This window comes from Pseudomonas sp. DVZ6 (assembly GCF_024259445.1).
Classification (GTDB): Bacteria; Pseudomonadota; Gammaproteobacteria; order Pseudomonadales; family Pseudomonadaceae; genus Aquipseudomonas; species Aquipseudomonas peradeniyensis.
The window spans coordinates 25,088-47,964 of record NZ_JANCLM010000030.1; the positions used below are offsets into that span (position 1 = coordinate 25,088).

The 22,877-nt window shown below is 59.6% G+C and carries 20 protein-coding genes and 2 pseudogenes; 18 read left to right on the top strand and 4 right to left on the bottom strand.

Annotated features, from left to right (window positions below; genetic code table 11):
• Positions 1–235 precede the first annotated feature (235 nt).
• Positions 236–448 carry a DUF2158 domain-containing protein gene (locus NMG10_RS17490; RefSeq protein WP_254464803.1) on the top strand — a complete coding sequence of 71 codons (213 nt, stop codon included), beginning with the start codon at positions 236–238 and terminating at the stop codon, positions 446–448.
• Between the two features lie 797 nt (positions 449–1,245).
• Positions 1,246–5,049, top strand: coding sequence for an SIR2 family protein (locus tag NMG10_RS17495; RefSeq protein WP_254464804.1), 3,804 nt, complete (start codon positions 1,246–1,248; stop codon positions 5,047–5,049).
• A gap of 82 nt (positions 5,050–5,131) precedes the next feature.
• Here NMG10_RS17495 and NMG10_RS25965 read toward each other — a convergent pair.
• Positions 5,132–5,263 (bottom strand): annotated as a pseudogene (locus tag NMG10_RS25965) (transcriptional regulator); the annotation flags it as partial.
• A gap of 350 nt (positions 5,264–5,613) precedes the next feature.
• Positions 5,614–6,705 carry an HNH endonuclease signature motif containing protein gene (locus tag NMG10_RS17505; RefSeq protein WP_254464805.1) on the bottom strand — a complete coding sequence of 364 codons (1,092 nt, stop codon included), beginning with the start codon at positions 6,703–6,705 and terminating at the stop codon, positions 5,614–5,616.
• 472 nt (positions 6,706–7,177) lie between these two features.
• On the opposite strand from NMG10_RS17505, the gene NMG10_RS17510 reads away from it, so the two are divergent.
• Both NMG10_RS17510 and NMG10_RS17515 read left to right on the top strand, forming a co-directional pair.
• Positions 7,178–7,414, top strand: coding sequence for a hypothetical protein (locus NMG10_RS17510; protein WP_028688843.1), 237 nt, complete (start codon positions 7,178–7,180; stop codon positions 7,412–7,414).
• A gap of 76 nt (positions 7,415–7,490) precedes the next feature.
• Positions 7,491–7,799 (top strand): DUF3077 domain-containing protein, encoded by a 309-nt coding sequence (locus NMG10_RS17515; protein ID WP_203647240.1) that lies wholly within the window; start codon positions 7,491–7,493, stop codon positions 7,797–7,799.
• Positions 7,800–7,909: 110 nt separating this feature from the next.
• Here the strand turns inward: NMG10_RS17515 and NMG10_RS17520 are convergent, their stop codons facing one another.
• The gene (locus NMG10_RS17520; RefSeq protein WP_254464806.1) at positions 7,910–8,299 is read right to left on the bottom strand and encodes a hypothetical protein; all 390 of its coding nucleotides are present in this window, start codon (positions 8,297–8,299) and stop codon (positions 7,910–7,912) included.
• On the bottom strand, positions 8,296–8,859 hold the full coding sequence (locus NMG10_RS17525) for a hypothetical protein (RefSeq protein ID WP_028692035.1): 564 nt from the start codon (positions 8,857–8,859) through the stop codon (positions 8,296–8,298). Before NMG10_RS17525 ends, NMG10_RS17520 begins: the two co-directional genes overlap by 4 nt.
• Positions 8,860–9,482: 623 nt before the next feature.
• Between NMG10_RS17525 and NMG10_RS17530 the strand changes: the two genes are divergently transcribed.
• The 14 genes and pseudogenes from NMG10_RS17530 (at position 9,483) to NMG10_RS17595 (ending at position 22,856) form a co-directional block, all read left to right on the top strand.
• A complete protein-coding gene (locus NMG10_RS17530) occupies positions 9,483–9,743 on the top strand; it encodes a helix-turn-helix transcriptional regulator (protein ID WP_254464807.1) in 261 nt (86 codons plus the stop codon).
• Between the two features lie 2 nt (positions 9,744–9,745).
• Positions 9,746–10,108: a HipA N-terminal domain-containing protein gene (locus tag NMG10_RS17535; protein WP_254464808.1), complete on the top strand. Its 363-nt coding sequence runs from the start codon at positions 9,746–9,748 to the stop codon at positions 10,106–10,108.
• Positions 10,035–10,541, top strand: coding sequence for a HipA domain-containing protein (locus tag NMG10_RS17540; RefSeq protein WP_254464809.1), 507 nt, complete (start codon positions 10,035–10,037; stop codon positions 10,539–10,541). The genes NMG10_RS17535 and NMG10_RS17540 overlap by 74 nt, the downstream gene beginning before the upstream one ends.
• A gap of 110 nt (positions 10,542–10,651) precedes the next feature.
• Positions 10,652–10,815 (top strand): annotated as a pseudogene (locus tag NMG10_RS26030) (IS21 family transposase); the annotation flags it as partial.
• Between the two features lie 188 nt (positions 10,816–11,003).
• Complete coding sequence (locus NMG10_RS17550; RefSeq protein ID WP_254464810.1) at positions 11,004–12,236, top strand: MFS transporter; 1,233 nt, start codon at positions 11,004–11,006, stop codon at positions 12,234–12,236.
• 47 nt (positions 12,237–12,283) lie between these two features.
• The gene (locus NMG10_RS17555) at positions 12,284–13,228 is read left to right on the top strand and encodes an LLM class oxidoreductase (protein ID WP_203652672.1); all 945 of its coding nucleotides are present in this window, start codon (positions 12,284–12,286) and stop codon (positions 13,226–13,228) included.
• 155 nt (positions 13,229–13,383) lie between these two features.
• Positions 13,384–14,307, top strand: a complete 924-nt coding sequence (locus NMG10_RS17560; protein WP_203647229.1) for a LysR substrate-binding domain-containing protein — start codon at positions 13,384–13,386, stop codon at positions 14,305–14,307.
• A gap of 368 nt (positions 14,308–14,675) precedes the next feature.
• On the top strand, positions 14,676–15,911 hold the full coding sequence (locus tag NMG10_RS17565) for an FAD-dependent monooxygenase (RefSeq protein ID WP_232857157.1): 1,236 nt from the start codon (positions 14,676–14,678) through the stop codon (positions 15,909–15,911).
• Positions 15,912–15,947: 36 nt separating this feature from the next.
• Complete coding sequence (locus tag NMG10_RS17570; protein WP_232857128.1) at positions 15,948–16,547, top strand: chorismate lyase; 600 nt, start codon at positions 15,948–15,950, stop codon at positions 16,545–16,547.
• A gap of 41 nt (positions 16,548–16,588) precedes the next feature.
• Complete coding sequence (locus NMG10_RS17575; RefSeq protein WP_203647221.1) at positions 16,589–18,007, top strand: 3-deoxy-7-phosphoheptulonate synthase class II; 1,419 nt, start codon at positions 16,589–16,591, stop codon at positions 18,005–18,007.
• A gap of 57 nt (positions 18,008–18,064) precedes the next feature.
• Positions 18,065–19,834 carry an FAD-dependent monooxygenase gene (locus tag NMG10_RS17580; protein ID WP_203647219.1) on the top strand — a complete coding sequence of 590 codons (1,770 nt, stop codon included), beginning with the start codon at positions 18,065–18,067 and terminating at the stop codon, positions 19,832–19,834.
• Complete coding sequence (locus NMG10_RS17585; RefSeq protein WP_254464811.1) at positions 19,831–20,622, top strand: SDR family NAD(P)-dependent oxidoreductase; 792 nt, start codon at positions 19,831–19,833, stop codon at positions 20,620–20,622. The genes NMG10_RS17580 and NMG10_RS17585 overlap by 4 nt, the downstream gene beginning before the upstream one ends.
• A 41-nt stretch (positions 20,623–20,663) precedes the next feature.
• Positions 20,664–22,442 (top strand): FAD-dependent oxidoreductase, encoded by a 1,779-nt coding sequence (locus NMG10_RS17590; RefSeq protein ID WP_232857127.1) that lies wholly within the window; start codon positions 20,664–20,666, stop codon positions 22,440–22,442.
• Positions 22,443–22,856, top strand: a complete 414-nt coding sequence (locus NMG10_RS17595) for a hypothetical protein (protein ID WP_232857126.1) — start codon at positions 22,443–22,445, stop codon at positions 22,854–22,856.
• The last annotated feature ends 21 nt before the right edge of the window (positions 22,857–22,877 follow it).

The following is a 22,877-nucleotide window of genomic DNA, read 5'->3' on the forward strand; positions in this document are numbered from 1 at the left end:
TGGGTGGCGGAGAGCTGTCAGCGTGCTGCATTGGTGTTCATGGCCATGCGTGAAGCGTCAGGGTTAGTGGAGCTTTCCGCGTTCGGCCCGATGGCTGACGACTTGCAATCTCTGGCGATGCTCTGCCTGGCAGAACAAAGGCTGATAGATGTGCTGCTCGAATAAAATTCGTCGGGCTATTGAATAGCTATCATGCGCCCCAATGATTAGTGCTTCTACAACACGGAGTAGTTTTATGAGCGCATATGCAATTGGTATGACTGTGCGGCTTAAGTCGGGCGGTCCGCTGATGACTATCGGCGACATTTCAGACTATCAAACGGATGGTGATGGACTTGTTGTGAAGTGCGACTGGGTGGATGGTGCGGGCAAGCCTCAATCGATTACCTATCGTCGGGAGCAGCTTGAGCTCGATGATGGGGATATTGGAGGGGTCTTCTCAGTGTAGTTAGCGAAGCACCCCAATCGGGGTGCTTTCTATCCCAGCCGTGCCGTGGATTAGGTGTGCCGCAGGTGAGTGCGGCACTGTCGCATACTGGCCTCGCAATGCAGCTTGAATCTGGTCAGCATAAGTTGAAAGCTGCGCGAACTCGTGCGAGAGCGTTGCACCTTCGGCGCTACCGGCCTTTGCCTCTATGACTTCCAAAGCAGCCGCCACTGCAAATGCTCGCTTTTTGACTGGGCTCAATCCGGCGATGTTCTCCGGCTCTAGGCATACATACCTCCTGCTGATACTCAACAATAAGTAGGCGAGACATCTGGTGACTACTTGCGGCACCTCTGTTTCGCGCCCTCATGCAAAACCTCAGGCGGCTTGAGCGCTGGAAGCGTGCCACGAGTATGGAGAAAAAACACGACATGGACCTCACATAGCTTACGAAGTCGCTAATAGTATGTCCATGACCTGTTTTGGGCCGAGAGACACTTGTTACGAGCGGTCGCTTTGCCGAGCGTGATGGCCACCCTTTTGATCGGCTCCAACACCGACCTACTTATCACATTGTCTTGCAGGGCAGCTGTCCAGTTGAGCAGTGCAGCTCCGCTTGAAATCTATCCAGCCCCGTTTGACACCCCGCGTTATACCCCAAGGTCTTTTACCGTGTACGAAACGGGAGTAAAACAGCAAGCTAATGGCTGCGTGAGAAGATGTTATTGGCTTTGACCGAAGGATAGCTATATGTGTAATCTATTAGCTATACTACTTTTAGCGATAAAAAATATTCCATTTAGTGAAGAGTTAAACTCATGAAATTTTATCCCGATGGTCCTTCGATACCAGATGTTCTACTAGAGCGCTGCGATGCTGGTCGAGTGGTGTTCTTATGTGGTGCGGGAGTTTCGCTTCCGTCTGGAATGCCCACCTTTATTGGATTGACCAAGCACGTTATCGAATTCTTTGATCCGCCAGTCGACTCTGAAATCATGGTGGCTTTTCTGCCGTGGCTGAATGGTCAATCGCCTTCGAATGTGCCGCTAGATCAAATTTTCAACCTGCTCCATTTGGAATATGGAAAAGATGAAGTCAATGCGCTGGTCACAGAGCGATTGGGGGCATTTCAGGGGGTAAATAATTGTGGGCGCGAACATGGTCTGATTAAGCGGATCTCTTCTAGTCGGGGTGGGGTTCCTCAAGTTGTAACGACAAATTTTGATCGGTTGTTTGAGTTGCCTGGTGATGGAGTGTTGAAACTTTATGTTCCTCCTGCTTTTCCTGACTTGAGTTTTGGTCTAAATATAGAGGGCATCACATATTTGCACGGGCGGCTAGTGGATGCAGGCGCGGAAAGTCATCCCTACGTTTTGAGTAGTGCGGATTTCGGACGTGCGTATCTCTCCGAAGGATGGGCCACGAGCTTCATCAGGCATCTCCTTGAACGTTATACAGTCGTTTTGGTTGGTTACCAGGCTGAAGATCCTCCGGTGAAGTATCTTCTTCAGGGGCTAAATCATGATGGTCAATACGATCGCTCCAAGCTTTACGCATTTGATCGGGGAGCAACTGAAGAAGTTGAGGTTAAATGGCGTGATCGGGGGGTTACAGGTATCGCCTATTCTGAACACTCAGATTTATGGAAGAGTATGGAGGCTTGGGCAGAGCGTTCCGATAATCCTCGCAAGTGGCGTTTATCCACTATTGCAATGAGTCAGAAGGACCCAAAGGACCTAACTCCTCATGAGCGAGGTCAAGTTGCTCATGTCCTACGCTCAGTGCAGGGAGCGAGAGCATTCTCAGAAGCTGAGCCGGTTCCACATCCTGAATGGATATGCGTGATGGATGCTAATGTCCGCTCAGGTGAAGAAAGTAGCGGTTATGGTAGAGAGGGAAAGAACTTCAATCCAATCGCTCATTACGGGCTTGATGATGATCTAGCAGATATATCTGAGAGTGAGCGAAGGCAAGGGGTGAGAAATGACAATCTTCTTGTGTGGCGTGAAGAAGATGATAATCCAGCTGACTCCCATAGTTTGGGCGGGCGGCAGGTGGAGGGCTTGGAGAGCACGCCTACACGGCTCGGCCACCTAATATCTTGGATTTGTAAGTCTATCAATAGTCCTGTTTTAGCTTGGTGGGCAGCGCGCCAGAACGGATTGCACCCTAGATTGCTTCAGCAGATTCAGTGGCACATGACGCATTCGAAGGACCTCGCTGGACGTGCTCGTCAGATATGGCGGCTAATTGTTGAGCATCATCAAGATCCTCGAAATCGGCGATGGAATAGCGAGTGGTTTGAGTTTAAAAGCTTTATTAATGAAGAAGGTTGGACCCCCAGTGCCCTTCGCGATTTTCGAAGGGTAGCGACGCCAAGATTAAAAATTGATCTCCCGTTTGGCTTAGGTAAATCGATGCCTCCATCCTCCTCTTGGGATGAAATTGGCTTTGAGCAATTAGGACGGTTTGAAGTCGCATTTCTTGAGCGGCATAACGAAGATATTGAGGTCCCAGATTGTCGATTGGGTCAGGTGCTTAGCATTTTGGAAGAGCAGTTGGCTGTTGTTTCCAGTCTGTTGGAAGATATAGAAGTTGATTTTTTCGATACACCTACCTGTTATCCTGGGCGTGATGTCGGCGGGCGGGAGCGCGTCACAAGCACAGCAGAGGCCATGACTTGGTTCGTTCAGCTTTTTGACCGAATGGCCGCTATCTGGCCCGAGACTGCAAGAGCACACGCTACTACCTGGTCAATGGGTGAGCACTTTTTCTTTCGGAAGTTAAAGTTGTACGCATTTAATAAGAGTAACGTCTTTGATGCAGACTATGTGGCAAAAGAGGTTTTGGGCTTTAGCCAGGAGGCATTTTGGGATGCTGAGGTGGTCCGTGAGTTACTTTACTTGCTAAGTGATCGGTGGGCCGAATTTTCACAAGAAAGTCAGAGAGGCATTGCAGAGCGGATTTTCTCAGGGCCCGATCAGCAGTCTCACTGGTCTGGTGAAGAATTTCATGAAATCAGAGATAGGATTTCAGCGAAATATGCGCGGTATCTCGAAATTCAGGGTTGTAATCTTACGGATGATCTAAGCGAGCGGCTTAAATCAATGGTTGGCGGAATTTCCGGATGGTGCGATGGATGGGCGATTTCTACTGTTACCATACATGGTTCGCATGTCGGCTGGGTGGGCACTGACGAAACTCCTGATAAGCTTATGGAAGTTCCTATTAATGAAGTGATCTCCAAGGCTAAAGAAGACCATAAGCGCGAGTTTGGTAGCTTCACTGATAAGCGACCTTTTGCAGGTTTGGTGAAGGCCAATCCTAGGAAGGCGCTTTCTGCGCTAGTACTTGAAGGTAAACGTGGTGAGTACCCAAGTGCGTTCTGGAGTTCTATGGTCAATGACATTCCAGATGATGTTTCTCCTCGGTTGAAACGAGTATTTCTTAAAAGGCTTGCCCGCCTTCCAAATGCCGCTATTCGAGAGCTACGTCATACGTTGGCTAGATGGCTGGAGCAAAATCTTGAGCCTGTTTTAGACTTCGATGCCGAGCTTGCTTGGGTGGTGTATGATCATATTATTGATGGGATCTTGAGTGGCGAAGCAAATACAACTAAGAGTGGCCTTGGTGAGATTCGCCGAGCAGGTAAGATTGTTGAACAGTCACGTCGCACTTACAGTCATGCAATCAATGGTCCCGTAGGTATTTGTGCGTCAGCGCTTTTTCATGCGGTGCCAGGAAAGCAACAGGAAGCTAATTCATTAATTCCGGATAATATAAAGTCTCGTGTCGAGCGCCTTTTTTCTGCCCAAGGAGAGGGAGCGGATCACGCTATTTCTGTCACGGCTCGTAGATTGAATTGGCTCATGTTTGTCGATCCCGATTGGGCTAAGGAGAGGCTTATCCCGATGTTGTCTTTCGATCATACTTCCTCAGAACCAGCTTGGAACGGCTTTCTTCATGAAGAAATGCCTTCGCCTAATTTAGCTGAAATCATAAAGCCACAGTTACTTAATGTTATCCCTTGGATCAATGGGTTGTCTTGGGATCGTGATTTCTCTCGGGCGGCCTCTCAATGGTTGGGGTTGATGAGAGTCTTCAATTCGGATAGACCAAGTGGGCTAACGCGGGGCGAAATGCGTTCGGTACTCCGAGGTATGTCCGACGATGAGCGGAATCAGTTTATTTTTTGGTTGGGGCTAGTTGGACGACAAAACGAAAACGGTTGGATTGAGCATGTTATCCCTTTTATCAATGATGATTGGCCAAGAGAGCGCAAATATAGAACCTCAGCGTCCATTAAAGCATGGATCGGACTGCTTGATGATGCGGGCGATAATTTTCCAAAGGTATACAAGGCTGTGAAGAGGTTTTTGGTGCCGGTGGAGATAAGTGACCATCCATTTTACCGGTTTACCCAGGATGTTGGGGAGGAGAAGCCGATTGCCGTTCTTCATCCTGAGGTTACGCTTGATCTAATACACGCAGTTACGCCACAGGTGCTCACCCGACCTCCTTCCGAGTTACCGAACGTACTTGCGTTGATAGTCGAGAGCGCTCCTAGCCTTCAATCGGATACGCGCTATTTGCGGCTAATTGAACTTGTAGAGGCAAGCTGAGATACAGGAGAAATGACCTAGGGTCGGAAGCATGGAGTGTTTTCGATCTTGGGGGTTAGGCTGAGGTCTCAACCGACCTGCACTACTGAGCTAACCAGGACTCTACTGCATCGACCCTGAACTCAACCTTCCATTCCTTAAGCACTTTATGGTTTCCGTCTTTAATCTCACTACTATGGGGATATTTTTATCGTTTGACTTGGCGCGGCTTGCGATTGCCTTTAGCCTCAGGTACGGCTTAAATACGGCGGTGGCTAGCTTGAGGGTCAAGAGTCGCGGCGACATTGTGCAGGTCATAAGTCTCCAACTCAGTCCAGAGAATGAAGAGGGCGTTCATAGCAGATGTGGGCAATCCCTTTGGTTCGTAATGTGTGAAGCGCAGTTACCACAACCATTTATGGCCGTAGCAGCCCGATCAATGGTCTACATTGGGGTCGATAGCCGCCACTCGCGACCGACCGCTTCCGATCCAAAGTTGCCGCTTGAGAAGGGTGGTAATCGGCTAGAAGCAGCTATTCGAGGGTGTCTACGAATCTAGGGGAATTTCAGTTTGACAAATTAAACTCAGCCTTCAATTGCTTCAAGTCGCTGCTTCAACCGCGCATTAAGCGACACACCATGTACACCTGAGTGTATCTCGCGATGGCAAGATGGGCAGACAGCGCCTACGTACCGAGGGTGGTCAAGGCCCCCGTCGGAGAGCCGATTTACATGATGCGGTTCGAGGTACGGGGTTCCATCCTTCTTAATGAAGGGGGCTGGCTTTTCACAGCTTTCACACATGCCTTTGGCACGCATGAGGACGTAGTGAGCGACCTTCCGGCTGCGCTGGTAAATTTTGCGATGCGCCGATTGGTCCATTGCATCCGTTACCGGCCTACAGGCAGCCAGCGCAGCTATCCGAGCAGCCGCTAACGAATCTGCAAGTTCAACCTCTGTCTCCAACTCAGTTTCGATATTCAGCTCTGGACTACCCACAGGTACCAATCTGAATACAAGAGCAGTACGATCCTCGCCATCAATATCCGGCTGGGTTCGTTCAAAGACATCGGCGCAACTGAACTCACCTACATAGCGGTTACCTTTTCCTTTACCGAGCGATGTGAACAGATGAAGCGCACGACCTGTCTCTGCATGCTCAGCGACAGCTCTGTTGCCACGGTTCAATGTCATCGGCCCACGCTGCCCCTCTCCGGTGTAGAGAAATGCACCGTTGTCCCAGCGGTCGGCATAGCCGTATTGCTCGCCACTATCGCCTGTAAACAAAAAAATCGCCGGGTAGGTAGCGGATGCCGCTATGCCGCTCTGCCGGCTACCCCCGAATGGTCCGTTGATTTCAGTCACTCGATCGTAAATGGCCCCAGGCTCGAACTGCAGGACTGGTTCTAAACCAGTGCCCTGCAGCTCGATGATGGTAAATCCACGCTTTTCTAAATAGCGGTTTGTGAGGTGTCCACCCGGGAACTGGCTAACTGCGATTTCGGTAGCCAAGGAGACTATTTTCTTTACTGGGTACGATGTACCCCCTACAGCAATCGCGTAGCGGTGGGCGGGGTTCGTCTCCCAACCAAACCACTCTCGTCGCCCCCTAAAATCGCGGTCAAATTCCAGCAAAGCCTCGTCAATACGTTCCTTCGATACAGCTTTGATCGCCACGTGCGTTGCCCTTTGTCGCCGATGTATGTAGGAAATTTCCCCATCGTCGCCAAAGTGATCAAACGGTTCAAGAAAAACTGGCAAAGCGCCACTGCAATCGTAGCGTCCGCACGAGAGTTCGTATGGGTTTCAGGTCCATATTCGTTGTGGCAGCAGGCGTGCCCAGGGTCTACGGAATCGGATTTTCCCTCTTCTCTGTAGTCCGTTTCCGAAACATACTTCTAGCCCCTTACAGCCCGTTGCAGCCGCTGCATCACCCATCTAGTCTCGCCAAGTCGCTGCCAATTCAGCGACCGGTTTTGACAGACCGGGAAGATAGTAACGCGCGTGCATGGCCGTCTATGGTGGCTGTACGTGGGGCACTTCGGTGCGCCGGTTTCCTATTTTCCCGGTCTGTCAACCCGCGTACAGCTGCCACCTTTCTGTTTGACAGCAGAGAACGGTAGCTCCATTTGAAAATAGGAGCTCTACCATGCTGAAAATAGTCCCCGACCCACCCCTACACGACAAATACACCACCCACACCCTCGAAGACCTCCTGGTCCAGATCTCCGAATACCTCGTCTGCGCCCTGACCGTCAGCCAGCAGACCGTCCTGCTCCACGCCAAACCCCCAGGCCAGGTCCTGACCCTCGCCGCCATGCACGAAATCGACAGCGCCCGCACCCTGGTGGAAGTGGCGCTGAGCCGCGTGCAATCCCGGCACTGACCTGGCGAGCCTGGGCTCGCACTTGATGTTCACCGATCAGGCCCCGCGCCGTTCGCGGGGCCGCAGGAGGTATGGTATGGATAAGGAATTGCAAATCCCGCGCATCAAGAAACTCGCCACCACCGGCGTCGGGCATTTCGGCGAAGGCGCGCAGGTGAGTGTGCAAGACCCGCTGTTCCGCGTGGTGGCGGGGCATCCGCTGGACCATGCGGTGGAGCAGGCGACCGTGCTGATGTGTGCGGTGCACAAGATCAGTGATCTGGCGATGGTGGAGACTGATCATCTGCCTACGCTGCTGACGGCGGTGCATTACCTCAGTGGCATGGCCAAGGCGTTGGCCCAGGATGTGAATCATGGGTTGATGGTTGGGCGGGGGGCTGAGTAGGGGGAGGGTATCTGGCTGGGGGCTTGGTTGTCTGGGTGGACGCTATCGCGGGGCAAGCCCGCTCCCACGATCCCGCTCCAACAAGTTCACTGCCGCGTTTCGGCTAGCCGCTATGGCGCCAGGTTCACGCCGTTACACCGGCCCTTGGTGGAGAAGTCGTTGATCTGCCGCGCCTTGTCCACCGACATCAGGATCGTGCAGCCGCCAGGATGGGCCACGTCGTCCCAGTAGTTGGTATGGACCATCACGTTGCCTTGCATCTCGGCGGTGCTGCCGACCACCTCCTTTTGCACGTAGGTGGTATCGCGGTACCAGCCCAACTGCACCCCAGCGCCGCCGGGCAACGGCTCCATGCGCATGGGCGGGCCGAAGAAGTCGATGGCCTGCTTGGCGTCGCGCCCTTGCCATTGGTTGCCCGCCATCAGCTCCGGCAGGGTCGGGATGCAGCCGGCCAGCGCAGGCAATAACAGGCCAAGGACCAGCAGAGGGCGCGTGTTCATCGTGGGGTGTTCGCCAGCATGTCGTCCAGCTCCTGCACCGCCTGGCTGTTGGCCTGCACGCCGATCAACTGGATGAACATGGCCTGGATGGTGGCGACCATCTTCGCCGCCGGCATCTTGCCGATCGACAACATCTGGTTGCGCGCGCGGTTGTCGGGGGCGCAGACGAAGGCGAAGGTGCGCTGCAGCCAGTAGTCCTTTGGTGCGGCCCAGTCTTTAGCGTTGGTTTTCACATCGCGCACGGCGCCGTCGAAGCGACGAATCGCCCGGGCGCTGTCCAGGCGGATCTGGCGCTGTTTGCATTTGACCTGCACCTCGTAGGCGGCGAGGGTCGGGAAGGCTGGATCTTCGAACAGCTGCATGACCTGGGCCGATTGCACGCCGCCGGGCTTTTGCAGGATGCCAGCGGCATCGGCGACGTAGACCTCGTTGTGCAGGCGTTCGCCTTTGCCGTAGATAATCCAGTAGTCGCCTGAGGCGGGGGCGGCGAGGGCTGGGGTGCTGCAGGTGAGGGCCAGGATGGCCAGCCATTGGCAGAGGGGGGGAAGTTTGTGACCCATGGTGTCCTTTCCTGGTTTTTGTAATCAAGAAGGGACTATACGAGCGCTGGGTGAGTAGGGTCGATTAGGGCGGTTGTGCTAATGGCTAAAGGCCTGCGGCGTTCAGGTGCGGTTTAGAGCAAGCGCCTGTGCCGATCGATCGGCAATGGGTATGTAGTCCTGTTCTGAAACATGTAGCGGTGGGCTTGTGCCTCATTTCCCTCAACTCATTCTGCTGTACATTCCCTTGGTCAGACCGCACAGGTGGCAGTTGTCGCAGGGGCCGGATTAAGGAGCAAACCATGTCCAAATCAAGGGTGAAGTGGCTCTTCTAGCCGAGCACGAAGCGCAGGAGACTAAAAAAGCCTTTCTCGAGCTTGTGCACGCTGACATTACCGAGCACCCGGAACGTATCCAGCCCATCCCGGCATCGTTGCTGAATCGGACGGCTCATCTTCGGGCCCGGGCGCAAGCTAATCTTGAGCGTCTCTCTAATATTGTGGCCCCTGAGCTACTAAAGTGAGGATCTCTACAAATTTTGTAGCCTATGTGACACAAAGCTATCTGGATGAGAGGTTGTCGCTATGTGGCTCAAGGGCTACATCATTCGGAGAAACGCTTCTTTTTGATGCCCGGAGCTACAAATGTCCTCTCTCTATGATGTCGCTGAAATGCTTAAAACCGTCCGGCGTGAAGCAAAGCTAAGCCAAGATGCGTTGGCCAGCCGCGCGGGTGTTTCCCGTTCCACAGTGGCGAGGATGGAGACCCTGGCCAAGGGGGACATGAGTGTCTTGGCGCTTGTCCGGCTCCTGGAAGCCGCAGGCTATGACTTGAAGCTGGTGAAGGCTGGTCACGCACGTACGGCCGAGGACATCCTCAAGGACCAACGGTCTGGGGTTGCTTGACCATGATCCTTGACGTCCATGTCCGTTCAAGGCACGTGGCCAAGCTTTATCGGGACCGTGACGAATATGTACTGCACTATCTTCCCGGAACAGCCCGGGAGGACTTTGTCAGCTTGGCCCTGCCTGTTCGTGAAGCGCCTTGGCGCTGGCCCCGTGATTTGTTTCCTTTCTTCCGGCAGAACCTTCCTGAAGGGTATTTGCTGAACGTCATCCGCGAAGCGTTCGGCCCGCAGCTCGATGGTACCGATCTGTCGATGCTGGGCTTGGTGGGGGGTACGTGGCTGGCAGCTATTGACCAACTATGTGGTGCGCAATGCGGACTGCCACTCGAAGAATATTGCGCTGCTTTACACCTCGCTGACTGATGTGGCATTCACGCCAGTCTTTGATCTGGTTACCACGCAAGCCTACCCTCGCTTCGCCAACAATCCGCCTGGACTCTCCGTTGGTGGAAGGCAGACCTGGACACCTGGGCGCTCACTGGAGTCATTTTTCAAAGGTGTTCTGAGCATCTCGCCACGGCAGTACGCGGCGATGATCGAGCAGCTTTGCGAGTCTGCCGTGGAGGTTGCAAAGGAAGTCATCGAAGCGTCGAAAAACGAACCTGCGTGGCGTGAGGTTGCCAAGAACATGGTGCATGCCTGGAACGTCGGCATGGAAGCCTTGCGCAGCCCGAAAGCGGCTCCACATTTTCGAGGTTTGGATGCCGCTATTGCGGGCGCTGGCTTTTCTGGGCCGGGCAGCCCCCAACGCAGCGGTGAGGTGATTGGCCGTTCTGAATTGCTGGGCAAAAGGTGATGCCGCTCGGGGTTGCCGGGTAAGGCTTCAGGCGCATTGCGAAAGATCATGCTCCCCCTAGTGCAATCCACCTGCTCCTATTCCAGCACCCGGCGTAGCCGGGCACCACGATAGTTGCTGGACAACTCAGCGAACATCATTCAAGTGCGGGAGACTACCTGTACCGTTTTGCAGCAAGTGGGCTCCAGTGGCCCATCGAGATATCTGATGCGGAACTGAGTCGTCGCCTGTGCCGCCGACAACGCCGGCGCCGAGCGAACAGCGTCTGATACCGCCTCAGGATGGCCGCCCTGTTCGGCTTTGGCTGGGGTGATCGGTCAGCAAGTGCTGCGTGGCTCAGGTTTGCACAAGGGCAAGGGAGATTGTGGAAATTGGGGAAACAATCAGAGGAATAATTACCCGAGATAGGAATTTTTTGCTTTCCTAGACTAGCGCGATCTACCTTGCCTGGATCGCATTGCCATGACACACGCCACTACGTCTCCCACGTCCGCTTCGGGGTCGCGACACAGCGCCTTCTCTATCACGCTGCTGGCCATCGCCGCCTTCGTGATCGTCACCACCGAATTTCTGATCATCGGGCTGCTGCCGGCACTCGCTCGGGACCTGGACATTTCCATTTCCGCCGCCGGCCAGTTGGTGACGCTGTTCGCCTTTACCGTGATGCTGTTCGGCCCGCCCCTGACTGCCGCCCTGGCCCATTTCGAGCGCAAGCGGCTGTTCATGGTGATCATGCTGATTTTCGCCGCCTCCAACGCCCTGGCGGCCGTGGCACCGAACATCTGGGTGCTGTGCATTGCCCGGTTCATCCCGGCACTGCTGTTGCCGGTGTTCTGGGGCACGGCCAGTGAAACGGCCAGCCAACTGGTTGGCCCCGATCGGGCCGGTCGCGCCGTCGCCCAGGTCTACCTGGGCATCGCTGCGGCCACGCTGTTCGGTATCCCGCTGGGCACGGTGTTCGCCAACCTGATCGGCTGGCGTGGCGCGTTCTGGGGGCTGTCCGCGCTGTCGCTGCTGATGCTGCTGATGCTGGCGCTGTACATGCCGACCCTGGCCCGTCCGGAGCGCAGCAGCATCGGCCAGCAGATGCGCATCCTGCGCGATGGCCGCTTCATCGGCAACATCGTGCTCTCGGTGGTGGTGTTTACCGCCATGTTCACCGCCTACACCTACCTGGCTGACATGCTCGAACGCCTGGCCGGTATCGCGCCGGTGGCAGTGGGTTGGTGGCTGATGGGCTTTGGTGCCATCGGCCTGGTTGGCAACTGGCTGGGCGGCCACTTCGTCGACCGCAACCCGCTGGGCGCCACGGCGGTGTTCGTGTTGATCCTGGCCGCAGGCATGTCCATGAGCATTCCCCTGGCCGGTTCGTATGTCGGCCTGGCGGTGGCGCTGACCGTCTGGGGCATCGCCTACACCGCGCTGTATCCGGTGTGCCAGGTACGCGTGATGAAAGCCGCCAGCCACGCCCAGGCCCTGGCCGGCACCCTGAACGTCTCTGCCGCCAACGCCGGCATCGGCCTGGGTGCCATCATCGGGGGCTACAGCATCGAGCAGACCGGCCTGGCCAGCCTCGGCTACATCGCCGCCACGATTGCCCTGGCCGCCGCGGTGATCTGCCTGCTGCTGGTGCAGTTCAAGGAGCGCCGCACCACCGATGCGGGCCTCGAGCGCGCCGGGACGCTGCGCCGATGACCGCGCCGCACACCCTGCCGGCCCACGGCACGCCGGCGTACCCTGGAATGGACGCTGCGTTGGCCGCTCACCCTGCGTATGCCCGGGTGTTCCGCCCGGGGCAACTGACCTTCGGCCTGATCGCGCCGCTGGAGGCCTATCCCGACAGTGCCGTTCCGCCGCTGCGCCAGCACCTGCAGCTGGTTCAGCATGCCGAGGCCCTGGGCTTTTCCGCCATCTGGTTGCGCGACGTGCCGTTTCACGACCCGGATTTCGGGGACGTCGCCCAGGTCCATGATCCGATGGTCTATGCCGGCTGGCTGGCGGCGCATACCCAGCGCATCGCCATTGGCACTGCCGGGATCATCCTGGCCTTGCGCAACCCGCTGCTGGTCGCCAAGCAGGCCTGCAGTGTCGACCAGCTGCTGCAAGGGCGTTTCCTGCTGGGCTTGTCCACAGGCGACCGACCCAGCGAGTACCCGGCGTTCGGCGTGGACTACCAGCAGCGTGCCGAGCGCTACCGGGATGCCTACCAGATGCTGCAGAGCGTGGTGAGCCAGGACTACCCGGTGCATTACTCGCACTTCCACGGCACGCTGGACGGCACCCTGGACCTGGTCCCCAAACCGGTCACTGGCAGGTTGCCAACGTTGGCCGTGGGTCGCTGCGGTCAGGAGCTTTCCTGGCTGGCCCAGCACACCGATGGCTGGATCTGGCACCAGAGCGATGCCCAGGCCTTGCCCTGGGTCCTCGAGCAATGGCGCGCCTGCCAGGAGCCGGGGCAGTTCAAGCCGTATGGCTACGGCGCGTTCTTCGATCTGGAGCAGGACCCGGGTGCACCCTTGCGAGCGGGGCGGGGGCTGCGTGGCGGACGGCAGGCCCTGCTCGATCTCTGGCTGCGCCAGCGCGAGCAGGGCGTTTCGCACATCGCCCTGAACCTGCGCATCAGTCGACGCCCTGTACAGGCGGTTCTGGATGAACTCGCCGAGCATGTGCTGCCCCAGTTCGCCTGACGAGGAGGGCAGTTCGGTTTCGACCTGTTGCGCTTGCTGCTACCCTGACCGCCGTCACTACGCTGTCCGCCCTCGCAGGGCGGATGGCGAGCCCCTCGCAATCTACGCATGAAGCGTGTGCGCCCATCGCGGGCGCGGCAGTAAAAGGATTTTCAATGAGGCTTACCGAGCACCTCAAAGGCATCGAAGTTTTCGTCACCACTGCGGACGCCGGCAGCTTCACCGCCGCCGCCGCGCAACTCAACCTTTCGACCTCGGCTGTGAGCAAGGGGGTTGCCCGCCTTGAAGGCCGGCTGGGCACCCGACTGTTCGAGCGCACGACCCGCAGCCTTTCCCTGACCGACACGGGCGAGGCCTTCTATCGCACCTGCGCACGTATCCTGGCCGAGCTGGAGGAGGCCGAGACGGTCCTGGCCGCAGAGCGCCAGGAACCGGCCGGACGCCTGCGCATCGATGTGCCGGTGACCTTCGGCAAGCAACATGTGCTGCCGTTGCTGCTGAACTTCACCGAGCACAATCCACGCTTGCGCCTGCATGCCTCGTTCACCGACCGCTTCGTCGATGTGATAGAGGAGGGGATCGACCTGGCGGTGCGCATTGGCAGCGTCGACCAGCTGTCGAACTTGCTGGCGCACCAGCAGATCGGCCAGGAGCGCCTGATCTTCTGCGGGGCGCCGCAGTACCTGCGCCAGCATCTGAACATCCAGCACGGACATGAACTCGACCAGTTCGACTGCGTGATGTATGGCCGCGCCGATGGCAGTGTCAGCCCCTGGATGTTCAGTGGCCCCGATGGCCAGATCGAACGGCGCACCATGAATGGCAGGATCATCGTCGGCAGCGGCGAGGCCCAGGTGCAGGCGGTGAAGGGCGGCTATGGCATTTCGCAGCTGGCGACCTGGATGATCCGCGACGAACTGCAGCGCGGTGATCTGGTGGAAATCATGCCGCACCTCTCGACACCCGGGCTGCCGGTACACCTCATCTGGCCACGCAGTCGGCAACTGCTGCCCAAGGTCGACATCATGCTGCGCTTTCTTTCCCGGCATTTGACGCCCTTGTTCCTCGATCATAATTAATTCAATTATTTCATTACTGCCGGCGCCCAGAACTTTAAGTTAGGCCGCTGGCTTTTTTGTGCCCGCCTGTTATCGCTGACTCTTCAGTCACTTTTCCCGCGCCTGCAATTGAGTGTGTGTGCTGCTCATTGCGTTCTCATTTGGTTGTATTTCCAATTGTTGCCTGAAAATTGAAACAGTTTTGTCGTTTCCGCAACGGCCGGCCTGGAAACGCCTAAATTGTGGAAAAATATTCAAAAATCACTGGAATAAACAACTGAAATCAACGCCTTGATTATAAAAAAATGCACATGCTAGGATTCCTGGGAACAAATAGAACAATTCAATACTTAAACTCCATACAGCGCGTAGAGCACGTCATGAATCAAATGATTATTGTCGGCGCGGGGATAGCAGGGCTTACGCTCGCACTCTCACTGCATAAAAAAGGCTTCCGGGTAAAAGTTTACGAGTCGGCAAAAACCATTGAGCCGCTGGGCGTAGGTTTGAACCTTCAGCCCTATGCGATGAAAGTGTTTGCCGAACTTGGCTTGCTGGAAAAGTTGCAGGAAAATGCCGTCACCACCCAGGAGATGGTGTTCTTCAACCGATATGGCCAACGCCTGCACAGCCTGCCGCTGGGGCTGCGCAACGGTCACTCGGTGCCGCAGCTGTCCATTCACCGCGGGGTGCTTCAGCAGACCCTGCTGGACGCCGCCCGCCAACGCCTGGGCGCCGACTTCCTGCTGACCGGGCACACGCTGCGCGATGTCGTCCAGGATGACCAGGGTGTGATCGCAACCTTTTCCCAAGGGCCGCAGGCCCCCCTGGTCCAGGTGCACTGCAGTGCGCTGATCGGTGCGGACGGCGTGCGTTCGCAGGTCTGTCGCAGCCTGTTCGGCGAGCACCTGGCCCCGGTCGACCGGGCCGTGCACATGTGGCGCGGGGTGACGGTGGCGCCGCCGTTCCTGAGCGGTGCCAGCATGGTGCGCATCGGTGTGCCAGCACATGGCAAGCTGGTGATCTACCCCATTCGCGACCAGGTCAACGAACGTGGCGAGCAACTGATCAACTGGGTCGCCGAACTGGACCGTGCGCTGTTCGAGCACGACCCGGAGTTCGCCCCCGACCGCCTCGAGGACCTGGCGCGTTTCTTCGCTTCGCGCAGTTTCGACTGGCTGGACATCCCGCAATTGCTCATGCGCAGCAACCAGCCGATCATCCAGACACCGATGGCCGACCGCGATCCGCTGCCACGCTGGACGGTGGGGCGCATCACCCTGATCGGCGACGCCGCGCACCCCATGGTGCCGGTGGGCTCCAACGGTGCCGGCCAGGCCATTCTCGATGCCCACTGCCTGGCAGAGGCACTGGCCAGCGGCGATTCACTGGAGCAGGCCCTGCAGCAGTACGAGGCCCAGCGCAAACCGCTGACCTCGGCCATCGTGCTCGGCGACCGCCAAGAGCTGCCCGACGCGCTGATCCACGAGGCCGACCGGCGTGCCGATGGCCTGCCGTTCGCCGACTTTGACGCCTTGATGAGTTTTGCCGAAGCCCGCCGCCTGGCCTTGCCGGACTATGCCAGCGTGACCCAGACGAACACTCCACGGACTACCTGCGCCTGACCACCGCCTTGCGCGCCTCTTGAAGGGATTCAAGTGATGAACACCGACTCGTGCACCCAGTGGCAGCGTGCGCCCTTGCCCTGGCTTTCCACCGAACAATGCCACTGGCTGTTCCTGCCCGGCTCGCTGACCCTGCACCTCAAGGCGCTGGGCCAATATCGCCTCGAGCTGATCGATCAGTACCCGACCCAGGCCTGCGTCGCCGATGCCCAGGCGTTGGGCATCGCCGCCGGCACCCCGCTGTGGGTGCGCACGGTGCTGATGCGCCTTGATCAACGCCCCTGTGTGCTGGCGCGCAGCATCGCTCCGCTCGGTGCCCTCGACCAGGGTTGGGCGGTGCTTGACGGTTACGGCTCCCAGCCTCTGGGCATGATGCTGTATCAGGACCCGGACATCGTCCGAGGGCCGTTCGAATGGGGCGTGCTGGCCCTGGACGAGCCCTTGGGCAGGCTGTCGCGCTGCCTTGACGACAGCGGTCCTTGGCTGGCGCGACGCTCGCTGTTCCACCGTCACGGCGCGCCGCTGCTGATTGCCGAGTGCTTCCTGTCAGGCTTCTGGCACCACGAGGGCCGTGCCCCGTCTCCCGCTGCACGGCCCCTTGCCCGGCCTGCCGGAGCGCTGACGCAACATCTGTGAGTGCAGTGCCTTCGTCCACCCAACTTGAGAGCAGGATCCCCATGGTTTCTCTGAATCTGCAAGACGCTGTTCCTCCTTCGCGCAGCGCAACGGTGCCGTTCACTGCCGATATCGCTGAACCACGCCGTGATCCCGACTGGTCACCGGCGTCGTGGCAACAACGGGTCGCCCTGCAGCAACCCCGCTATGCCGACCGCCAGGCCATGGAGCAGGCCCTGGAGGAGCTCGCCCGGCAGCCGGCGCTGGTCATGGCCGAGGAAGTGGTCCAGCTCAAGCAGGCGCTGGCGCGAGCCCAGGAAGGCAAGCTGTTCCTGCTGCAAGGCGGCGATTGTGCCGAACGCTTCGAGGACTGCACCGGCGCGGCGATACACACGCGCCTGGAACATATGGAGCAAATGGGGCTGCTGCTGACCCATGGCCTGCGTCGCCCGATCATCCGTGTCGGGCGTCTGGCAGGCCAATATGCCAAGCCACGCTCGGCCGACAGCGAATGCATCGATGGCGTCGAACTGCCGGTGTACCGCGGCGATATCGTCAACGGGCACCGTTTCGAAGCCAGTGCGCGCGAACCCGATCCGCAGCGCATGCTGCAGGCTCATGCCCGCTCGGCACTGACCCTGAACCTGGCCCGCGCGCTGATGCGCAAAGGCTTTGCCGACCTGTACCAGCCGTCGCGCTGGGCCTTCGACTGGCTGCGCCAGAGCCCCCGGGCCGATGCCCAGGAACGCTTGCTGGGCTCCCTGCGCGAAGCCTTGCAACTGCTCGAGGCCTTGCGCCAGGAGGGTGGCGGCAGCGAGCCATCGGCGCACCTGCATATCTCCCATGAAGCCCTGCTGCTGCCCTATGAACAGGCACTGACGCACTACGTGCCGTCCCATCATGGCTGGTTCAACCTGTCGACCCACTTCCCGTGGATCGGTGTGCGTACCGCCGACCTCGAGGGGGCCCATGTCGAATACCTGCGCGGCATCGAAAACCCGATCGCGGTCAAGGTTGGGCCGGCAACCGGCAGCGACCAGTTGCTACGCCTGATCGAACGCCTCAATCCGGACGACGAACCTGGCCGTCTCACCCTGATCACCCGCATGGGCGCACAAACCATTGGCAACGCCTTGCCTGCGCTGATCGACGCGGTGCGTCGCGAGGGACGTCGCGTGTTGTGGGTGTGTGACCCGATGCACGGCAATACCTGCAGTCTCGGCAACGGCTACAAGACCCGCTACTTCGAGCACATTCTCGCCGAGCTGGAACAGGCCGCCGAGTTGCATGCCGCCCACGGCAGTCACCTGGGTGGCGTGCATCTGGAGATGTCCGGCGAAGCCGTCACCGAATGCCTGGGCGGCGCGGGCAACCTCACCGAAGCCGACCTGCCGCGCAACTACCGCAGCAGCGTGGATCCACGCCTGAATCGTGAGCAATCGCTGGAACTGGCCCTGCGCCTGGCACAGAAGTTCGCTTGACCACGCCCCTGAAGCCTGTCGCGTGCGGGCAGTGCCCACACGTTCAAGGAAGAGACCATGATTGAAACCGAAGTCCTCGTCATCGGCAGCGGCCCGGCCGGCGCCTCGGCCGCGCTGTTTCTCGCCCGCCACGGTATCCAGACCCTGGTGGTGACCAAATACCCCTGGCTGGCCGATACCCCACGCGCGCACATCATGAACCAGCGCACCATGGAGATCCTCGACGACGCCGGAGTGGTCGAGGAAGCACTGCGCGATGCCGTGCCCAATCACCTGATCGGTGACAGCATCCTCTGCGAGTCGCTGACCGGACGCGAGATCGGACGCATCCGCTCCTGGGGCGCGGCCCCCGAGCGTCTGTCGGAATACCGCCTCACCAGCCCCCACGAAATCTGCGATATCCCGCAGAATTTCCTGGAGCCGGTGCTGGTGGCCAACGCGGTCAAGGCCGGGGCGAAAATCCGTTTCAGCAGCGAGTTCCTCTCGCTCGAGCAGGACGAGGAGGGCGTCACGGCCCAGGTGCTCGACCACCTGACCGGCGAGCAGTTCGCCATTCGCGCCAAGTACCTGATCGGTGCCGATGGCGGCCGCAGTCGTGTGGCCGAAGCCATCGGGCTACCGATGTCCGGCGAGATGGGCCTGGCCGGCAGCATCAACATCCTGTTCAAGGCCGACCTCAGCCGCTACGTCGCCCACCGCCCCAGCGCCCTTTTCTGGATGCTCAACCCGGAAGCCCGTATCGGCGGGCTGGGGGTCGGCCTGCTGCGCATGGTGCGCCCGTGGAATGAATGGCTGTGCGTCTGGAGCTACGACATCAACCAGCCGGCCCCGCGCCTGGGCAATGCCGAAGCGGCGGACATCATTCGCAAGGTCCTGGGGACCGACGATGTCGAGCCGGACATCAGCTCGATTTCCACCTGGACCGTCAACCGCGCCTATGCCACCGAGTACGCCAGCGGGCGGGTGTTCTGTGCCGGCGACTCGGTGCACCGGCATCCACCGAACAACGGCCTGGGCTCGAACACCTCGATCCAGGACGCCTACAACCTGGCCTGGAAGCTTGCCTACGTGCTCAAGGGCATCGCCGCTCCACGCCTGCTTCACAGCTACAGTGATGAGCGTGCGCCGATCGGCCGCCAGATCGTCACCCGGGCGATCCGCAGCATCGGTCAGACCCGTGAGCTGCTGGCGGTGCTCGAGCCGGACGGCCAGCAGGGGCAGTTGGACCTGCAGGCGGTATTCGCTGACGACGTCGGCGGTGCTCAGGTCCGTGAGCGTCTGGCCCAGGCCATCTGGCAAAAGAACTACGAGTTCAACTGTCTCGGCGTCGAAAGCAATCTGCGTTATCGCTCCGCCGCCATCCTCGAAGCGGCCGACGCGCCGCCCGAACCGCTCGACGAACTGGCGGGCGCCTACCATTCGCAGGTGGTCGCCGGCGCACGCTTCCCCCATGCCTGGGTGACGCGTCGGGGCGAGCGCGTGTCGACCCTGGCCCTGCTGGGCAAGGGCCGCTTCACCCTGATTGCCGGCAGTCAGGCAGGTGCCTGGGTCGAGGCGGCGGGCGAGCTGGCCCGAGCGCGCGGCATACCCCTGCACGGGCTGCGCCTGAGCGCAGCCGACGGCTTCGACGATATCTACTTCGACCTGCGTAACCGCGTGGGCTTCACCGACACCGACCTGGCCCTGGTCCGCCCGGACGGCCATGTCGCCTGGGCCGCCAAGGCCGAAGGGACGCCGCGCCAGGTACTGGCGCAGGTGCTCGAGCAACTCCTGCCCACGGCGCGCACCCACAGCACTCACGAACACCTGCACAAGGAGCTTGCATGAAACTGTTCAGTCAACCCCGCCTGGCCGTCGTCTCCGGATCGAGCAAAGGCATCGGCCTGGCCATTGCCGAGGCACTGTATGCCGAAGGCGTCAACGTGATCATCAATGGCCGTGACGCCGATGCTGTGCATACCGCCATTGCCGGCCTTCGCCAACGCGTCGGCGAGCACCAGGCCGAACTGATCCCGTTCGTTGCGGACCTCAGTCGTGCCAATGCGGTTCAGCGCCTGCACCAGGCGCATCCTCAGGTCGACATCGTGGTCAACAACCTGGGGGTGTACGGAGCCGCCGAGTTCGACGAGATCAGCGACGAGCAATGGCAGGAGATCTTCGACATCAACGTGCTAAGCGGAGTGCGTCTGTCGCGTCAGTACCTGGCCGGCATGAAGCAGCGCAACTGGGGGCGGATCGTGTTCATCAGCAGTGAAAGCGCCATCCAGATTCCCAGGGAAATGATCCACTATGGCATGACCAAGACCGCCCAGCTGGCCATTGCCCGCGGCCTGGCCGAGACCTGCGCCGCCACCGGTGTCACGGTCAACTCCGTGCTGCCCGGACCGACCCTGACCGACGGTGTGCGCGATTTCGTCCAGGGCCTGGGCGGCGGCAACCTGGAAGCCTTCACCGAGGAATACTTCCGCACCCTGCGCCCCAGCTCGCTGATCCAGCGCTTCCAGGAGCCGGCCGAGATCGGCTCGGCGGTGGCCTTCGTCTGCAGCGAGCAGGCCGCCTCGATCAATGGATCCGCCCTACGCGTGGACGGTGGTGTGGTACGCGCCTGCTTCTGATCGCGCTCACGTCGCAGCTCTCGAATCAAGGAACAACCCGCATGTCCAAGAATGCTTCGCGTATTTCCCGGCGCTCGCTGCTCAAGGCCAGCGCCGCCGGTGCCGCCGTCTCCTCCCTGGGCATGGCCGCCAGCGCCCGGGCGGCCACGCCACAATCCCCGCAGTGGCACGAGGAGTTCGATGTCATCGTCGTCGGCAGTGGTGCCGCCGGTGTCAGCGCCGCACTGTTTGCCCATGAGGCCGGTGCCAAGGTCGTGGTGCTGGAGAAAGCTCCGTTCTTCGGTGGCACCTCGGCCAAGTCGGGCGGCGCCTACTGGATTCCCGACAACTTCCACATGAAGGCCAAGGGACTTGCGGACAGCGAGGCCGCCTGCCTGGCCTACATGGCCCGCTACAGCTACCCCCAGCTGTTCAACCCGGATCATCCCACCCTGGGCATCCCGCAAGCCACGTATGAGCTGATGCGCACCTTCTATCGCGAAGCGTCGCCGACCATCGACAAGCTCGCGCAGATGAATGCGCTGCAGTCGATGCGTTACTCGATCTTCCCGGACGATGTGCCTGACCAGCCCGACTACGGTGACGTCATCGCCGGCTCGGTTGGCCTGCGCGGCCGGGCGCTGGGGCCGAAGCAGCCGGACAACAGTCTCGGCCTGGGAGCGGAGCTCATGCGCCAACTGCGTGGCGCGCTCGACAGCCGCGCAATCCCGGTGCGCCTGGCCAGCAGCGCCGAACGCCTGCTGACCAACGCCCGTGGCGAAGTCATTGGCCTGCAGGTGTCCACCCTGGACGACAACGACGAGCCACGCCAGGTGCTGCTGCGTGCGCGCCGAGGGGTCGTCTTCGGTACGGGCGGCTATACCGCCAACCGCCAGTTGCGCGCCCAGTATCAGGTCAACCCGGTGTTCGGTGGCTGCGGCATCCCCACCTGCACGGGCGATTTCATCCGCATCGGCGGTGCCATCGGTGCACAGCTGGGCAACATGGGTGGCGCCTGGCGTGCCCAGACCCTGCTCGAGGAAGCCATCGCCTTCCCCAGCGTACCTCGGGAAATCTGGGTACCGCCAGGCGACAGCATGATCCTGGTCAACCGCTACGGGCGTCGCGTGGTCAACGAGAAGCGCAACTACCATGACCGCTCGAAGGTTCATTTCACCTGGGACCCGAGCACCGCCAGCTATCCCAACCTGCTGATGTTCATGGTCTACGACCAGCGCACGGCCGACCTGTTTGCCGGTCATCCCCCCATTCCGGCGCCGGGTACCACCGAGCGTTATGTGCTGCGCGGCGAGACTTTCGCCGAGCTGGCCAAGGCCCTCGATGAACGCCTGGCCTCGCTGGCCAGTCACACTGGTGGCTTGCGCCTGGACCCGGGCTTCGCCACGCAGATGAAGGAGACCTTGGCGCGTTTCAACCGCTTCGCCGAGAGCGGCAGCGACGAGGACCACCAGCGCGGCAAGTTCGCCTACGACCGCGACTACATGTATTTCTACCCCAGCCCCCCGCGCAAGGACCCGCGCCACCCGGCCAACGAAAAGGAAAACTTCACCATGTTTCCGCTGGCGGGCAAGGGGCCGTACTACGCGATCATCATGTGCCCGGTGACGCTGGATACCAATGGCGGTCCGGTAATCGACAGCCATGGCCGTGTGCTCGGCTACGATGACCAGCCCATCCCTGGCCTGTATGGTGCCGGCAACTGCATCGCCAGCCCCGCCCACGATACCTACTGGGCGGCGGGGGCGACCCTTGGCACGGCCATGACGTTCGGTCGCCTGGCCGGCGACCACGCGGCCCGCGAACCGATCAGGGAGGCATGAATGGACGGCATCGGCGTTTGCGCGCGGCGTTGGCGCGTGGCATGGCTGTGTGCACTGGTGACGTCTGCCTCGCCGGTGCTGGCCGACGAGGTGCCGAGTTTCAGGAAGACTATCCAGCCCATGCTCGACACCTATTGCGTGTCTTGCCATCTGCAGGGTTCGGCCCCGGAAGATCTGGTGTTGCAGCGCGGTAGCGCCTATCGGCAGCTGGTGGGCATCGCTTCGGTACAAAGCACGCTCAAGCGTGTCGTGCCCGGCGATCCGCAGGCCAGCTATCTGCTGCACAAACTCACAGGCGACCAGTTGTCGGTGGGGGGCAAGGGTGTGGCGATGCCTTTCGGCCAGGCGCAAGCCGACACCCAGCTGATACAGGCCGTGCAGGCCTGGATCGCCAGTGGCGCACCGAACAACTGAGAGCGCTGGCGCTCATGGACA

Excerpts from the sequence above, each read along its gene's own strand:
- NMG10_RS17490 (WP_254464803.1), top strand. The coding sequence starts at position 236 with ATGAGCGCATATGCAATTGGTATGACTGTGCGGCTTAAGTCGGGCGGT.
- NMG10_RS17495 (WP_254464804.1), top strand. The coding sequence starts at position 1,246 with ATGAAATTTTATCCCGATGGTCCTTCGATACCAGATGTTCTACTAGAG.
- NMG10_RS17510 (WP_028688843.1), top strand. The coding sequence starts at position 7,178 with ATGCTGAAAATAGTCCCCGACCCACCCCTACACGACAAATACACCACC.
- NMG10_RS17515 (WP_203647240.1), top strand. The coding sequence starts at position 7,491 with ATGGATAAGGAATTGCAAATCCCGCGCATCAAGAAACTCGCCACCACC.
- NMG10_RS17520 (WP_254464806.1), bottom strand. The coding sequence starts at position 8,299 with ATGAACACGCGCCCTCTGCTGGTCCTTGGCCTGTTATTGCCTGCGCTG.
- NMG10_RS17525 (WP_028692035.1), bottom strand. The coding sequence starts at position 8,859 with ATGGGTCACAAACTTCCCCCCCTCTGCCAATGGCTGGCCATCCTGGCC.
- NMG10_RS17530 (WP_254464807.1), top strand. The coding sequence starts at position 9,483 with ATGTCCTCTCTCTATGATGTCGCTGAAATGCTTAAAACCGTCCGGCGT.
- NMG10_RS17535 (WP_254464808.1), top strand. The coding sequence starts at position 9,746 with ATGATCCTTGACGTCCATGTCCGTTCAAGGCACGTGGCCAAGCTTTAT.
- NMG10_RS17550 (WP_254464810.1), top strand. The coding sequence starts at position 11,004 with ATGACACACGCCACTACGTCTCCCACGTCCGCTTCGGGGTCGCGACAC.
- NMG10_RS17555 (WP_203652672.1), top strand. The coding sequence starts at position 12,284 with ATGGACGCTGCGTTGGCCGCTCACCCTGCGTATGCCCGGGTGTTCCGC.
- NMG10_RS17560 (WP_203647229.1), top strand. The coding sequence starts at position 13,384 with ATGAGGCTTACCGAGCACCTCAAAGGCATCGAAGTTTTCGTCACCACT.
- NMG10_RS17565 (WP_232857157.1), top strand. The coding sequence starts at position 14,676 with ATGATTATTGTCGGCGCGGGGATAGCAGGGCTTACGCTCGCACTCTCA.
- NMG10_RS17570 (WP_232857128.1), top strand. The coding sequence starts at position 15,948 with ATGAACACCGACTCGTGCACCCAGTGGCAGCGTGCGCCCTTGCCCTGG.
- NMG10_RS17575 (WP_203647221.1), top strand. The coding sequence starts at position 16,589 with ATGGTTTCTCTGAATCTGCAAGACGCTGTTCCTCCTTCGCGCAGCGCA.
- NMG10_RS17580 (WP_203647219.1), top strand. The coding sequence starts at position 18,065 with ATGATTGAAACCGAAGTCCTCGTCATCGGCAGCGGCCCGGCCGGCGCC.
- NMG10_RS17585 (WP_254464811.1), top strand. The coding sequence starts at position 19,831 with ATGAAACTGTTCAGTCAACCCCGCCTGGCCGTCGTCTCCGGATCGAGC.
- NMG10_RS17590 (WP_232857127.1), top strand. The coding sequence starts at position 20,664 with ATGTCCAAGAATGCTTCGCGTATTTCCCGGCGCTCGCTGCTCAAGGCC.
- NMG10_RS17595 (WP_232857126.1), top strand. The coding sequence starts at position 22,443 with ATGGACGGCATCGGCGTTTGCGCGCGGCGTTGGCGCGTGGCATGGCTG.